Annotated in this window: 10 protein-coding genes; 4 read left to right on the top strand and 6 right to left on the bottom strand. The window is 56.9% G+C overall.

Annotation, left to right across the window (positions count from 1 at the left end; all coding sequences use genetic code 11):
* Positions 1 to 128: 128 nt before the first annotated feature.
* Complete coding sequence (locus BLT38_RS21225) at positions 129 to 773, top strand: CDP-alcohol phosphatidyltransferase family protein (protein WP_083347183.1); 645 nt, start codon at positions 129 to 131, stop codon at positions 771 to 773.
* A 1-nt stretch (position 774) separates the two neighbouring features.
* On the opposite strand, the gene manD is transcribed toward BLT38_RS21225, so the two are convergent.
* From manD to BLT38_RS18085, 5 genes are read right to left on the bottom strand one after another with little or no spacing between them, the layout of a single operon-like run.
* Positions 775 to 1,983 (bottom strand): D-mannonate dehydratase ManD, encoded by a 1,209-nt coding sequence (gene manD, locus BLT38_RS18065; RefSeq protein WP_083346431.1) that lies wholly within the window; start codon positions 1,981 to 1,983, stop codon positions 775 to 777.
* A gap of 9 nt (positions 1,984 to 1,992) precedes the next feature.
* The gene (locus tag BLT38_RS18070) at positions 1,993 to 2,304 is read right to left on the bottom strand and encodes a barstar family protein (RefSeq protein WP_172838340.1); all 312 of its coding nucleotides are present in this window, start codon (positions 2,302 to 2,304) and stop codon (positions 1,993 to 1,995) included.
* Positions 2,305 to 2,334: 30 nt separating this feature from the next.
* Complete coding sequence (locus BLT38_RS18075) at positions 2,335 to 4,929, bottom strand: alpha-glucuronidase family glycosyl hydrolase (protein ID WP_231966606.1); 2,595 nt, start codon at positions 4,927 to 4,929, stop codon at positions 2,335 to 2,337.
* Positions 4,893 to 6,443, bottom strand: a complete 1,551-nt coding sequence (locus BLT38_RS18080) for an acetylxylan esterase (RefSeq protein ID WP_083346434.1) — start codon at positions 6,441 to 6,443, stop codon at positions 4,893 to 4,895. Before BLT38_RS18080 ends, BLT38_RS18075 begins: the two co-directional genes overlap by 37 nt.
* Before the next feature lie 10 nt (positions 6,444 to 6,453).
* The gene (locus BLT38_RS18085) at positions 6,454 to 7,836 is read right to left on the bottom strand and encodes a Gfo/Idh/MocA family protein (RefSeq protein WP_083346435.1); all 1,383 of its coding nucleotides are present in this window, start codon (positions 7,834 to 7,836) and stop codon (positions 6,454 to 6,456) included.
* 334 nt (positions 7,837 to 8,170) lie between these two features.
* Between BLT38_RS18085 and BLT38_RS18090 the strand changes: the two genes are divergently transcribed.
* The 3 genes from BLT38_RS18090 (at position 8,171) to BLT38_RS18100 (ending at position 11,378) form a co-directional block, all read left to right on the top strand.
* Entirely contained in the window at positions 8,171 to 9,490 is a 1,320-nt protein-coding gene (locus BLT38_RS18090; RefSeq protein ID WP_172838341.1) for an APC family permease, read from the top strand.
* An 88-nt stretch (positions 9,491 to 9,578) separates the two neighbouring features.
* Positions 9,579 to 9,968 carry a hypothetical protein gene (locus BLT38_RS18095; RefSeq protein ID WP_083346437.1) on the top strand — a complete coding sequence of 130 codons (390 nt, stop codon included), beginning with the start codon at positions 9,579 to 9,581 and terminating at the stop codon, positions 9,966 to 9,968.
* A 150-nt stretch (positions 9,969 to 10,118) separates the two neighbouring features.
* On the top strand, positions 10,119 to 11,378 hold the full coding sequence (locus BLT38_RS18100) for a serine hydrolase (protein WP_172838342.1): 1,260 nt from the start codon (positions 10,119 to 10,121) through the stop codon (positions 11,376 to 11,378).
* A gap of 3 nt (positions 11,379 to 11,381) precedes the next feature.
* Here BLT38_RS18100 and BLT38_RS18105 read toward each other — a convergent pair whose 3' ends face one another.
* Positions 11,382 to 13,025, bottom strand: coding sequence for an alpha-L-fucosidase (locus BLT38_RS18105; RefSeq protein ID WP_231966607.1), 1,644 nt, complete (start codon positions 13,023 to 13,025; stop codon positions 11,382 to 11,384).
* Positions 13,026 to 13,047: the final 22 nt, after the last annotated feature.

Raw genomic sequence — 13,047 nt, forward strand, 5'->3', positions numbered from 1 at the left:
TGCCTTTTGTAGAGGAAGCAGACCCGGAAAATCCTCGCGAGGCACTGGCCGCTGCCGTCCGCGACACGTTTCGACTCCCCGCGCGCCGCCCCGAACGGGCTACACTGGAAGAGGATACGCACGGAAGCATGAGCTCTCGATTCACCTGGACCAGCGCCTTTGGCAAGGGCAGCGGATGGCTGCTGCAGAAGATCGTCAACGGTTTGGCGCTGTCGAAAATCTCGCCAAACACGCTGACCTTTATCGGCCTCATCATCAACATTGTGGCCGCGTTCTTCTTCGGTTACGCGCGCAGCGAAAACGCGCACCGCATGTTCCTGTACGCGGGCCTCATCCTGATCGGCGCCGGTCTGTTCGACATGGTCGATGGTCGCGTGGCCCGTCAGACGAACCAGGTCAGTGTCTTCGGTGCGTTCTTTGATTCCGTGATCGACCGCTACAGCGATGTGGCCATCTTCTTCGGCCTGCTGGTTTACTACGCGCGCGGCAACCGCTTTGTGTACGTGGTGCTGGTGGCGTTTGTGATGACGGCGTCCCTGATGGTCAGCTATACGCGCGCCCGCGCTGAAGCGCTCATCGGATCGTGCAAGGTAGGCTTCATGGAGCGTCCGGAACGAATCGTTCTGGTGATCCTCGGCGCGCTGTGCGACACATGGGGTGTGATGGCTCCGGCACTGTGGGTGCTCGCATTCCTCAGCACCGTCACTGTGATCCACCGAATCCGTTTCACCTACACAGAAACCGAACGTCGCAAGCTGCAGCCCGCACGCTAACTTACCAATCCGTTAGCGTGCCATCCAGCAGCCGCGCCACGGGTAGATACGCGCGTTGGTACGGATACTTCGCAGCGAGTTCCTCATCAATGGTTATGCCCAAGCCTGGCGCATCGCCGGGGTGCATGTAGCCATTCTCAAACTTGTAGGCATGGGGAAACACTTCGTCTGTCAGCGCGGTGTGCGGCATGTGTTCCTGGATGCCGAAGTTATGAACCGCTAAACCAACATGCAACGCCGCGGCCATCGTCACGGGCGAAAGATCCGTTGCACCGTGATAGCCCGTCTTCACCTGGTACAGGTCGCAGAAGTCGGCGGTCTTCTTCGCAGACGTGATGCCGCCTCCGTGCGATACCGTCATGCGCAAATAGTCGATCCATTGATTGCGTACAAGATCATGCGCATCCCACACAGAGTTGAACACTTCGCCCACAGCCAGAGGTGTGGTGGTGTGCTGGCGAATGATCTTGAAGCCTTCCTGATATTCCGCCGGTGTTGCATCTTCCATCCAGAACAGATCGTAGGGCTCCAGTGATTTGCCAAGGCGTGCGGCCTGAATCGGTGTCAGCCGATGATGCACGTCATGCAACAGATGAACATCTTCGCCAACAGCGTTACGCACTGCGTCGAAAAGCTTCGGCGCAAACCGCAGATACTTTTCTGTGGACCAAAGACTTTCAGAAGGCAGACCACGTTCGGCTGGTTCGTATGGCTTGCCCTTCTTCGGCACACCATAGCTCGAAGCAATCCCTGGAACGCCAGCCTGTGCACGGACGGCAATGTAGCCCTCCGCAAGATGTTTCTGCACGGAGTCTACGGCTTCGGCAATGTCCGCACCATTGGCATGCGTGTACACCATGCATCCATTGCGGCTCGCACCGCCAAGCAGGTTGTAGACAGGCGTGTTCAGCGCCTTGCCCTTGATGTCCCATAGAGCCACGTCGACCGCTGCAATCGCCGCCATCGTAACCGGCCCGCGACGCCAGTACGCACCGCGATAGAGATACTGCCAGATGTCCTCTGTCTGAAATGGATCGCGACCAATCAGGCACGGAATCACGTGCTCCGTCAGATAGCTGGCAACGGCGAGTTCGCGCCCGTTGACCGTGCCATCGCCAAGACCGTAGATGCCTTCATCGGTATCAATGCGCAGCGTGATGAAGTTGCGGTCGGGCGAAGTGATGATGAGGCGTGCGCCTGTGATCTTCATTTGGGCTTCCTATTTTCTGTGAGTTTCTAAACGCGGACGAACCTCAATTTGTACAGGACATTCTCGGTCTTCTTGCAGTCTCTCGATTATCGTTGTGAAGCGTGATGCGGTTTCCTGAGCATCTGGTCCGATGAGATGGGCATTGAAGATAACGATGCGATACGGAACTTCAATGGCATTAATCCCCCCGGTTGAGATGCTGTCTATCAATGCATTGAAATTTCGCCCGTGCCAAGGGGGAGCGCCTACTGCGGCGAAAACAGAGTCATAGAAATCATCTGGCTTGAACCAGTTAGCTCCATCCAGCAAAAGTTCTCGCAATACACTATCTCCCGAAACAATGTCCCTAAATCACTGCGGTGTGATCAGGCCAGCGGGGCCAATCGCGATATAGTCTACCGGCGCAAATTCACGATAGTCGCGCGCGCGGAGCTGGCTGTTGGCTTCGGCAGACGGCATCACGTTCTGCAACTCCGGCCGCATATCTGGAACGGCATGTAGTGTGATGACGGCACCAGGATGCAGCGCCACGTTGTATGCAGTGAAGCGAGTCGCGGTTTGCCCATCGGGGTTTGGATCAAACTGCGCAGGCGGCAACTTGTCATCGGCTGCAAAGGTTGCAATGCTCTTGCCGTCAACCAGTAACTCATACTTTGAAACACCGTTCCACATGTCGTGATAGTTCACGGCAATGTTGTAATGGCCTGCCGCCTGCTGCGCAGTCATCGTAAGCGTGCAGCCCGTGGCTACGTGGCAGTTCACAGCCTTGCCACCCGATGCCGTCTCCCACGGATTCACATCAATGATTTCGAAGCCGGTGAGTTGTGAAGCTTCTGCCTCCACGCGGCCCTTGTCATGCCCCACGCGACCCAGCGCATCTGCAATACCAGAGATGCGCTGGAACCAGTTGTTAATCGCATCGCGCCACACAAGCGCATGGCCTGCCTGAAATTGAAACAGCTTCAATGTCTGTGCATATCGATCTGCATCAACCTTGTCCTTCAACGCACTCCACTGTGGCACGTATTCTGCTGCTGCCAATGCGCTGGCGTAATGCGTGTCGTAAATCGATTGCACGAGTGTCTTGCTGTTGTGCAGTTTGTAGTCGTACGGGACATGGTGAAAGAACAGCAGCAGATCGTCCCCCGTGGCGGCAGGGTTCTCATACTTCGCGGCAAGCTCCGGCGCATACTGTTGCGCGTAGCCGGTTCCGTGCGATGTGCGATCCATACCGATGCCATCCTTCTCACCGCGGAACCACTGTCCCCATCCATTGCGCTCAGCCGATTCAATGCCCGGGCCAAAGTGATAACCAAGAATGTTGGTGAGCGTGCCCATACCGTTCGGGCCGGTATATCCCTCGTACACGCCCCAACTCTTGCCCAGCATTGACGTGATGGTGCCCACCACCAGCGGATCGTTACCCCATGTCATCCGCGTCCATGTGTCAGTGATTTGGCTCAATGGCGTATCGGGGTTCCATGCCAGCTTGCCAAAGCCATACAGATTGGCAAGCGCCATGGGATGATGCAGCCAGTTCGCTTCACTACCTACATTGGTGACCGAAACAAAGCCACTCAAACGTGGCGAGCCATCGGCATTGGGAAACGTATGGCCCGTGACGATCTGCTTTACTGGCGTCGTTTTGCCATTCGCGCGCAGATCGGTATCCAGTACCCACTTCCACATGCTCGGAAGAAACACCATGTGTCGCTGCTGACCTGTGTACTCCTGCGCAGTCTGCAACTCAATCGCGACGTTGCTCTTCTTCAATGCGCTGAAGAGCGGACTCACCGCTTCACGCGCCTGAAAATCGATGGGACCTTCTTTGATTTGAATGACGACGTTCGATTCAAACGTGCCATCGTTCTTCACAAAGTTGTCCACACCCGCTCGTGCGCGGTCCGCCTTCTTATCGTTCCAATCAAGATGGTTGTTGTAAACAAAGCCGCGATACAGAACCACACCGCCATGCGGCTTCAATGCACGCGCAAGAACATTCGCTGCATCGGCAGGCATGCGTCCATATTGCGATGGTCCTTTACGCCCTTCGCTATCGGCCTTCACCGTGAAGCCTGCAAAGTCGGGGATCAGTTTGTAAATCTCATCCACCTTCGATTGCCACCATGCGGCAACCTTCGGATCAAGCGGATCGAAAGTATCGAGTCCACCCACAACCTGCGGACTCGTGAGGTCGACACTCAACGCCAGCTTCACACCCCACGGACGAAACACCTCTGCAACACGTGCAAAGTCACGCAGATTCTGCTCTGACAGCGTTTGCAGATTCGCGTTGACGTTGTTCACATTGCATCCGTTGATGCCCACAGAGGCAAGCAGCCGAGCGTACTCGCCAGCACGCGTAAGGTCCTGCTTTACGTGGCCATTCTCAAAGAAGATGGACGGCCCCGCATAGCCGCGTTCCACCGTGCCATCCATGTTGTCCCACTCGTCACTCCAGCGAATCTGCGCAGCGGGCGATTGTGTTTCGTTGACGATGGGCTTCTGCGACGCGACACGTTCAAGGAAATGAAACACGCCATAGAGTTCTGCTGCGGCCGACGAACCTTCAATGTGTAAGCCGTCCATGCCACGTCTGATGCGGTAAGTCTCGCGTGGCAGAAGGGCGTTGGAGCTGAGCACAATGATCGCTCCGGTGCCAGCATTTGAAACTACAAAGTTTCTGCCAAGCATGGATGTCAGGCCGCGTCGAAGTTCTTCCGCAGCGGCGCTCCCCGTAGGCGAATTGTCCATGGACACAATCCGCGTCGGCAATGTCGCATACAGCTTTGAATCTGTGAGCGGTGCATAACGCAGCCATGCTGCGGCGCCGTCTTCCGCGATGGCACTCAGTGAACTGCAGAATGTTAGAGCAGCAAAACAGATAGTTTTGCGGACGAACTGTTTCGTCATGGCTGCACCGGAAGCGGTCCTGCGGCGCGCCACTTATCGGCCCATTCAATAAAGTACGGAACATTCGGCAAGTCAGTGTGGCCGCCATCATGCTGTCGCCATGCAAGCTGACCATCAAGCAGTCCATGCAGCACCGGTGGCATCTGTACCTTGTCTGCGTGATAGTCGTTGGGAACACCAAGAGTCTTTGCGCCCAGCAGTTGATACACAGGCTGCGCAGCCACTGTGGCCATGAAGCTGCCCTTCTGATCCAACCACTTCGCATCGCCCTTTTCAGGCACGCCATAGCTGATGAACAACAGCCGTGGTGCTGCGAGCGCAATCAAATCATGTGCGTCGACGGGGTTATCGCCCGGTGTCTTGCGACCGAACTTTCCATCCTCCGCGCCATACTTCATGAAGTTGCCAGCCATCCAGTAATACTCGCCACCCGTGAGGCTTTCGACAGCTTCACCAAAGTTGCGACGGCTAAGTTTCGCGCCGCCCTCACCGGATGATCCAATCAATCCCATCGCAAAGCGAGGCTCAAACGCCATTGTCACCAGCGCGGCTTTGCCATAGCGCGAGACACCTTCAATGCCCACCTGCCTTGCATTCACCGAAGGGTCGGTCTCAAGATAATCCAGCACACGAGCCGCTCCCCACGCCCACGCGCGCAACGCTCCCCACTGCTCCGGTGTGCGCGGTTGGCCATGATTTGTAAGGCCAATGATGCCGCGCGTAATGCCCTGGCCGTTGTCGGCCTGAATGCTCGTCGTACTCAGCGCAACATAACCCCATCCCGCCGCAACAAGTTCATTCGTCGCAGGAAGTGTGTCTGCGGTATATGCGGGCAACCCCGGCGCACGACCTGTGAATGGATTCACTGCCTGCGATGCAATCGGGTTGTAAGCCGGATATTTGTCGAAGATTTCCTTAAGTGACGGATCCTGTTGCGCCAGCAGTTTGCGCAACGCTTCATTCACACGTTCCAGTTCCGGCGGAGTAGGCTGCGCAGGCGATGGCAGAACACTTTGCCCAAACATCACCAGCACCGGCACCGGACCTTTCACGTTTACCGGAATCACTTCGGTCGCTTCAATGTCGACGCTGATCGCGGGATATGCAGAGTTATCCACGTGTCCCACAAGCCGCTTTGCGATGACCGGAGTGCGGCCCACAAACTCCTTGTCCGTAAGCACCACGCGCCACGTCACACCGGGAATGTTTTTCGGAAGACGGCCATACATCTCGCGTTCCACATCTTCCACAATCTGCGGACGCCGCTCCGTCCACCACTGCTGCGGTGTGGTCACCTTCTTGCCATTCTTCAGAGTCAACGGATCAGGAAGATCGGGATACGGATTCGCCTTCGACTCATCGTAGTTCGCGTGGTTTGGTGCTTTCTCATCACCGCTCGGGCCGGGACGCAGCGTCTTGATGCCAAGCTGATCCATCATGTTCTGATGGTCCTGTTCGGCGGTGAACGTCACAGGAGCCTGCGCACGCGCAACTGCGCAACCGGTGACCAGCAAGGCAAGTGCGGCCAGACAACGAATCGTCTTCACGAATTTTCTCCTAGGCGTGCTGCGGCATGAATGCGTATTTGGCGCGCTGCGGACGCGAGAGCCACTTGTTCGCCGCGTCGTTATTCAGGAAGCGCTCGTTCACCGGATCCCAGTGCAGATGCTCATTCGGCATGTGCATCGCAATCTGATGCACCAGGCATGTGGAACACGCGCGGTGCCCCATCTCGACGGGCGAAATATTCAACTGCCGTGTGTGAATGCAATCCAGCCAGTTGCCGTGCTGGTCCTCGCTCACATAAAGATGAATCTCATCCGGCCCAATAACCGATGTGAGGATCGCGGGATCACTCGCTTCCAGTCCGGTCGCCTTCACGTCTGCAGCCTTGCCCATGTCGGTTGGCGTCAACTGCTCAGTGCGCGTGACAAACACCCAACCCTTGGTGCCGATGAACTTAATGCCATTGCGGAAATCGCCGGAGATGTCCATCGTTACGCCATTCGCGTAGCGAGCATGTGTCAGGAACTTGCCATGCACATTCCACAGGCCGCTCTTGGGAAACTCTGCAGTACCCCACACTTCCACAGGCCCTGTGTATTCCGTGTTCATGCCCCAGTGCGCGCTGTCAATGTGGTGCGCGCCCCAACCTGTAATCATGCCCGCGCCAAACTGTTCGCAACGCAACCATCCGGGCCTGTCGAAATCCTTCTGCGGATGCACACGCATCTCCGTGTAATACACATCCGGGGTAGTGCCCAGCCACGCGTCGTAATTGAAGCCATCGGGCACAGGCATGTGCGGCGCTTCCGGTCCTGCAGGGTCACCGGGCAGGCCCACTTCCACATGTTGCAAATCACCGATGCGACCATTGCGCACCAGCTCCGCCGCATAACGGAACTGCTTCCACGAACGCTGCTGGCTACCCACCTGCACAATGCGTCCAGTGGTGTTGGCAACATCGGAAAGATAGCGCCCTTCCGCAATCGTCAGCGATGCGGGCTTCTGCATGTAAACGTCTTTGCCCGCATGCACCGCAGCCACGGCGCAGGCCGCATGTTGATGATCCGGCGTGCTGATCACCACGGCGTCAATGTCCTTGTTCGCCAGCAGTTCGTGGAAGTCTGCATAGCCTGTAACGCCGTTGTACGGCGCGCCGCCACGCTTCTTGGAGTACACCCCGTTGATGAGCTGCTTGCCCTCTTCCACGCGATGCGCATCCAGGTCGCAGACCGCCATGATGTTGGCCTTGTCGTACTGCCAGATGCCCGGCAGATCATGTCCACGCGAGATGCGACCCACTCCGATCGCACCTACGTTGATGCGCTTCGACGGAGCGTACTGCCCAAAGACCGAAGAGGGAACAATCGTGGGGAAGCCGACGGCAGCACTTGCGGCTGCGGCACTCTTCAGAAAGCTGCGGCGAGAAACCTGCATGGGCACAACACCTTATCCGTCAGCGTGCGGCATACTGCGTTCTTAAAAGCCGCTCTGACAAGGAATAATCCAGCCCCCGAACTATATCCGTGGATTTCTGTTCCTGTCCAGACAGAGATGCCGCCATTTCAAGGCTTCTTCACACGCATGAGGCTTGTGAGTCATCGGGCCCCGCTGCTGCCATCGCTTCAATAAAGATGCGTGAGAATTTGGAACCATAAGGAACCATTTCGTTTGCGCACCACTTCGTCCGCACGAAATGTTCGAAAACGATAACATTCGACATCACGCACATTTGCAAAAAACATGAGGTGATCCCAACCAGAAAATGACCATGACTCCTGCGCGCAAACTGAAGTTGATCCCACTCCTCGCGGCCACCTATTTCATGGTTTCCGGTGGCCCATACGGGTTGGAAGACATCATCGGCTTTGCCGGTTACGGTCGCGCACTTCTGTTGCTCTTGCTGCTCCCTTTTGTGTGGAGCCTGCCCACCGCACTGATGCTGGGTGAACTGTCCGCAGCCATGCCGGAAGAGGGCGGCTTTTACGTTTGGGTTCGCCGCGCCATGGGGCCGTTCTGGGGATTTCAGGAAGCGTGGCTATCTCTTGCCGCTTCCATCTTCGACATGGCCATCTACCCGACCATCTTCGTCGATTACCTTGGCCGTGTCGCTCCAGCCATGACCAGCGGACACCGAGGCCTGGCGCTTGAGATCGGCGTCGTGCTCCTCTCGGCACTGTGGAATCTGCGCGGCGCAAAGTCGGTGGGCGATGGCTCTGTCTTCATCTGGCTGCTCGCCCTCAGCCCGTTTGTCGCACTGGTTGTTCTCGCCATTTACTCGGGATCGCACACACCGCACGCTGCCATGGGCGCGCCCTCACGCATCGATCTTCCTGCCGCGATCCTCGTGGCCATGTGGAATTACATGGGCTGGGATAACGCAACCACCATCGCCAGCGAAGTGGAAGAACCGCAGCGGGTTTATCCGCGCGTGATGTTGCTGGCCGCGGGCATGGTCATGCTCACGTATCTCATTCCCATCGCAGCGGTGGCATGGGCGGGCATTCCCGCGGATCGCTTCTCCACCGGCGCATGGGCAGATGCAGCGCATCTTCTCGGCGGCACAGCGCTTGCGGTCGGAGTGGTCCTCGCAGGGTCGCTCGACAGCATGGGCACGTTCAACGCGCTCACACTCAGCTACACACGCCTGCCGTATGCAATGGCCTGCGACGGCTTGCTCCCCAGCGTGTTTGCAAAGCGCAATCGTAACGATGTGCCATGGGTTTCGCTGATCGTATGCGCCACATGCTGGGCACTTGCGTTGAAGCTCACGTTTGAACGCCTCATCACCATCGACGTGTTGTTGTGGGGACTATCACTGATCCTGGAGTTCGCCGCGCTCGTCATCCTGCGGCGACGCCAACCGCAGATGCCGCGTCCCTTCCGCGTGCCGGGTCCCACATGGTTTGCCGTGGTCCTGGGGTGCGGTCCCGTTGGCCTGATGCTCTTCGCGCTGTGGGCCGCCCGCGATGAACACGTCGGCCATCTTCCGGCGCTGGCATTCGCACTCATCATCGCGGCCTGCGGTATCCCCTTGTACCTGCTTGCCTCGCGGAGTATGCTGCGTTCGCGTCAACGCAAAACCTCCTGAAAAAATTTCTGCACCCTTTCTTCAAACGTCAGAATCCGATAGATGCAGTTGTTTTGATATCGAATTACTTCACGCAGAGGGACTCGCAATGAAACTCGCAGCAACCATCGCACGTTATCTGCTGGGACTGATCTTTACGGTCTTCGGCCTGAATGGATTCCTGAACTTCATCAAACAGCCGCCACCGGCAGACCCGAACGCCATCCACTTCTTCACCGGTGTTGCCGTTTCGCATTATGCATATATGTTCTTTGGCTTTCAGCTCATCGCGGGATTGCTTCTGCTGAGCGGCTACTTCGTCTCTCTCGCACTGACGATTCTTGCAGCGGAGCTGGTGAACATTCTCACCTTCCACGCCACCATGAACCCGGAAGGTATTGCGCCTGGACTGCTGGCCGCCGTGCTTTGGATCATCGTCTTCCTGCAATACCGCGCCAGCTTCGCCCCGCTCTTCGCCGCGAAGCCGCCAATCGAGTAAGCATCTTTCAAAAGAAACTGTAGATAGCGCATACGTTTCCCGCGTATAGAGAAACGTATGCGCTTCCGTTCGTTGTTCTCTGCCTGTTGTGTTGCCCTTTGCTTTCTTCCGCTACTTGCCTTATCGCAAACGGCGCAGCAGTCTTCGCGTATGCAGCAGATTGTCGAAGGCTACGTTCATGAAAATCACTTCATGGGCGTGGTGCTGGTAGCAGAAGGTGATCGCGTTCTTCTGCAAAAGGCTTATGGCGATGCCGATCTGGAATGGCAAACGCCGCACACACTCGATGGCCGCTTTCGCATCGGCTCGCTTACCAAGCAGTTCACCGCCGCCAGCATTCTTCTGCTGATGCAGCAGGGCAGGGTGCATCTGGATGATCCCATCCGCACCTACTATCCCGAAGCTCCCGCAGCGTGGGACCAGGTCACCATTCGCCGATTGCTGAACCACACCGCAGGCGTGCCAAACTTCACCAGCCTCCCGGACTACTCCAGCACCCAGCGCCTTCCCGTAACACCACAACAGTTGATCGCGCGCTTCCGCGACAAGCCGTTGGACTTCACACCTGGAAGCAAGATGAAGTACAGCAACTCCGGCTACGCGCTGTTGGGATGGGTGATTGAAAAAGCCAGCGGCATGCCCTATCGCGAGTATCTGCAGAAGAGCATCTTCACACCGCTGAATATGACGGAGACCGGATACGACAACCCGGCAACCATCGTCCCCAAGCGTGTTCACGGCTACGCTCTGCAGGATGGCAAGTTCAGCAACGCCGACTTCATCGACATGAGCCTTCCCTACGCCGCGGGTGGGTTCTATTCCACCGCAGGCGATCTGCTCAAGTGGGAGCTCGGCCTTTACGGTGGCAAGGTATTGTCAGCGGAATCGCTGAACATGATGCTCACACCAGAGCCAAAGCAGACCTACGCCTTCGGCATTTCGGAACATACTGTCGCAGGCCACAAGCGCTATGACCACGATGGTGGCGTCGATGGATTCAACGCCGACATGATCTATTACCCCGAGAAGCAACTCAGCGTCATCGCCTTAACGAACGTCGAGGGCATCATCGCAGACCGCGTCGCCGATGCACTCGGTCGCTTTGTCATGGGCGAAAACGTAATTCTGCCATTCGAACGCAAAGAAGTTTCCATCGCGCCGTCTACGCTGAACGAATACGCAGGAACCTACACCGAAGCTGACGGCACACAGGATGGCATCACAGTAGAAGATGGCCACCTGGTGCTGACATCCGGTGCACGGAAGCGGCCTCCGCTCTCTGCAGAGTCGGAGACCCGCTTCTTCTCGCGCACGATGGACTTACAAGTTGAGTTCCAACGCGAGGCAGGCAAAGCCTCTTCCCTCACCATCACGCTCGGCGGCAATCAGACAACCGCCACACGACACTAAGCACTACGTCGTGATGCGCAGCACATAGGCGTAGGGATTCGGCTTGTCCGAAGGCATGGTGACCTCCAACGCATCCGCTGTCTGCGTCCACTTCAGCGGTGCCGCTTTCGGCAGCATCTCCACGCGATGAATCGATGCAGGCGTGTGTTCGCCACCGCGCTTCATCGACTTAATACGCACCTTGCCATCCGTAGGCCACGCCAGCACAAAGGCGTAAATAACATTGCCCTTCTCGGTGAAACGAATGTCCTCCGCTGTATGCGGACGCGTCTTCTCGCTGAAGTTCTTTTCAATCGGCTCCGGCGGCCCCTCACCAAAGACCTTCCAAGGACGCGTGCCGTAAATCGCCTCGCCATGTACAGGAACCCACGAAGCAAGCTGTTGCAGAAACGCGTGCTCGTCTTCATCAAGACTGCCGTCGCCACGCACCGGAACGCTCAGCAGCAGGTTGCCATTCTTGCTGATCACATCAATCAGCAGCGCAATGACGGTATCGGCAGTCTTGTACTTATGCTGCTCAAACAGCGAACGCTTGTAATGCCAATCACCAATGCAGGTATCTGTTTGCCACGGCTCCGCAAGAATCTCTGTAGAGCGTGAGCGTTCAATGTCTAGCGTGAATCCGCCCATGTGGTTCGGGCCGGGCTTCTTCGCAAACACCACAGCCTGCTGCGATCCATGTCGCGCAACGCTGGTGTTGTACAGATGCGCCGTCACACTCAAACCCTTATCGCCAAAGGGCAATTCCTCATCGTCAAAGTACACAAGGTCAGGGTTGTACTTATCGAAGAGTTCTTTGCAACGCAGAAACCACAGCTCTGAAAAGTGAGGATTCTGCGGCGGATCTTCCTCATGCCACTTGCCATCGTGATCCTTGTGCCATGCATTCTGCGCGGCAATGGTGTTCACGCCATCGGGCATCGCGAGATCGGTGCGACCTGCATACAGAGCCTGCGGATCATAGCCCTCCCACCACTTGCCTTTGCCATCGGCCTTGGTCAGTGTGGCTGCGTCGTAACGCTGATTCGCCAACGGCCCAACCGCGTCATATCCATACGCCACCTGGAACCAGTGCCACGCATGCGAGCTGTGGTTTGACACGCCAAACTTCATGCCATGCGCACGCGCTACCTTTTCCCACGTGCCAATAATGTCGCGCTTCGGCCCAATACGTGTTGAGTTCCACGGATGATACGTCGATGCGTAGTTATCAAAGTTGTCGTGATGATTGGCCAGCGCAAAGAAGTACTTAGCACCCGCAGCCTGATAGAGCTGCATCATCTGCTCGGGCTGCCACTTCTCTGCCTTCCACAGATTGTCAATCTCCATGAAGCCAAACTTCGTGGGATGACCATAGTGCTTCACATGCCAGTCGTAGATGGGGTCGCCCTGCATGTACATCTTGCGTGCGTACCAATCGCCCTGCTCGGGCACGCACTGCGCGCTCCAATGCGCCCATATGCCAAACTTCGCATCGCGAAACCAGTCCGGCGTTTTATAGTGCGCCTTCAGCGAATCCCACGTAGGTTGAAACGGGCCGGAAGCAATGCGCATGGCACTCTGAGGCCACATGGAAGCAGCACGTGCAGCAGCCACTGTTGCGGCGCTGCCCTGAAGAAAACGACGGCGAGACAAGTGCGAGAGCATGGCCAACATCCTACTCTCACAC

Origin of the sequence: Terriglobus roseus, assembly GCF_900102185.1 — a bacterium.
Taxonomy (GTDB): Bacteria; Acidobacteriota; Terriglobia; order Terriglobales; family Acidobacteriaceae; genus Terriglobus; species Terriglobus roseus_A.

Bases quoted from the DNA above. Each gene is read 5' to 3' on its own strand.
- BLT38_RS21225 (WP_083347183.1), top strand. From the start codon at position 129: ATGAGCTCTCGATTCACCTGGACCAGCGCCTTTGGCAAGGGCAGCGGA.
- BLT38_RS18085 (WP_083346435.1), bottom strand. From the start codon at position 7,836: ATGCAGGTTTCTCGCCGCAGCTTTCTGAAGAGTGCCGCAGCCGCAAGT.
- BLT38_RS18095 (WP_083346437.1), top strand. From the start codon at position 9,579: ATGAAACTCGCAGCAACCATCGCACGTTATCTGCTGGGACTGATCTTT.
- manD (WP_083346431.1), bottom strand. From the start codon at position 1,983: ATGAAGATCACAGGCGCACGCCTCATCATCACTTCGCCCGACCGCAAC.
- BLT38_RS18090 (WP_172838341.1), top strand. From the start codon at position 8,171: ATGACTCCTGCGCGCAAACTGAAGTTGATCCCACTCCTCGCGGCCACC.
- BLT38_RS18105 (WP_231966607.1), bottom strand. From the start codon at position 13,025: ATGCTCTCGCACTTGTCTCGCCGTCGTTTTCTTCAGGGCAGCGCCGCA.
- BLT38_RS18100 (WP_172838342.1), top strand. From the start codon at position 10,119: ATGCAGCAGATTGTCGAAGGCTACGTTCATGAAAATCACTTCATGGGC.